The following is a 1,568-nucleotide window of genomic DNA, read 5'->3' as shown; positions in this document are numbered from 1 at the left end:
GGGAAGAGTTTTTGTAAGAAGGCCTTTTTGGATTTTTTGAGAGTCTCCACATAGGACGCCTGGTCTTCAAGACAAGCATCCAAGGTCTCAAAAAGTTCCCCTATTTTTTCTTGTTCCTGCATACCATTAATAACTTTAACTTTTGAATTTGTAAATTCACTTTTGTTTATTATAGGCATCGTCTGAGCACTAACTATATATGTGATTTTTCTAGCGTTTTTTTCTAGCAATGAATAAATATAATTATCTTCATACTCGGAAATTGGTACAACAGCATTAATTTGTTGATTAAATGCAGATTTACAGGTTGTCTGAATTAATTTTCCTATTGTGGCACCTATGCACACAAATAATGTTGATCCTTTTCTAACATTCCTAGATTTTTCTACTCCAAGTTCAGTTAATGTTTTATTTGTTTTATATAAGTATCTATCAGTACCCATATCTGCAGGAGAAGCAAATAATTTTTCACCATTATAGTAATCTTTCACTGAAGTAGAAGGAGTTGTTCCTGTTATAATTTCAGCTATATCACCTAGTCTTTTCTCTTCCCACTCCCCACTAAAGCCAGCAAACCTTAATTCTGGTATCTTCCTAGTCATGGTTTTCTCCAAAGGCTTTGATGAAGGCTTCTAGGTCATGATTTGCCTGGTCATTTGTCCCTACCAATTCCCCTAGGAGGTCAAAAAGTTTTGACTTATTTTCCCCTAGGCTTTCTTCTATGGCCCTTAGGTCCTGGGCCACATCAGCAAGTGGGATTTCTTCTTCCTCTTCAAAGGTGTCGACATATCTTGGGATATTGAGATTGAAGTCATTTTCTTCTATTTCCTCAAAACTTGCGAGGTGGGCAAATTTCTCAACGTCTGCTCTTTCCATATAGGTCTTAAAGATTTTTTCTATATTTTCATCAGAGAGGTTATTTTGGGTTCCTTCCTTGACAAATTCGTCCTTGGCATCTATGAAAAATACCGAACGGTCTTTCTTATCTTTTCTTAGGATCATGAGGATGGTTGGGATAGATGTATTGAAAAATACATTAGCAGGCAATCCTATTACCCCATCGATAGAGCCATTTTCGAGTAGCTTTCGCCTGATTTTACCTTCTGCTCCTCCCCTAAAAAGTGGGCCGTGAGGTAGGACTATGATCATGGTGCCCGTGTCCTTCAAATGGTAAAAACCGTGGAGGAGGAAGGCCATATCTGCCTTTGATTTTGGCGGAAGAATCCCGTAGGCTGCAAATCTCTGGTCATCCAAAAAGCCTTTGGCAGCTGACCATTTGGCTGAATATGGTGGATTCATGAGGACCGCATCAAAGGTTGTTGGCTCATCTGTTGGCCAGTCATCAGCCAGAGTATCCCCGTAGGAAAGGCTCTGATAAGAAAGTGGCACAGAGTGCAAAATCATATTCATACGGGCGAGGTTGTAGGTAGAGTTGTTTTTTTCCTGACCAAAATACCTAATAGAGGTCTTTTCATTAGAAAATTTCCTAGGATTTAACAAAAGTGACCCAGATCCCATGGTTGGGTCATAGACAGTAAAGCCCTTGATGTCTTCCTTGCCTGCCATGG

2 protein-coding genes are annotated in these 1,568 nt (G+C 39.5%); both read right to left on the bottom strand.

Translation table 11 applies throughout. The features are described from left to right. The coding region (locus tag Q0410_RS06290; protein ID WP_299034427.1) for a restriction endonuclease subunit S at nucleotides 1-602 on the bottom strand (602 nt) is incomplete at its 3' end. Further along, nucleotides 595-1,568: type I restriction-modification system subunit M (locus Q0410_RS06285; protein WP_299034425.1), on the bottom strand; the 974-nt coding region annotated here is incomplete at its 5' end. The genes Q0410_RS06285 and Q0410_RS06290, both read right to left, overlap by 8 nt.

This window comes from uncultured Anaerococcus sp., assembly GCF_937934665.1.
Taxonomy (GTDB): domain Bacteria; phylum Bacillota; class Clostridia; order Tissierellales; family Peptoniphilaceae; genus Anaerococcus.
The sequence above is the reverse complement of the archived record's forward strand: the minus strand, read 5'-3'. Positions and strand labels throughout refer to the sequence as shown.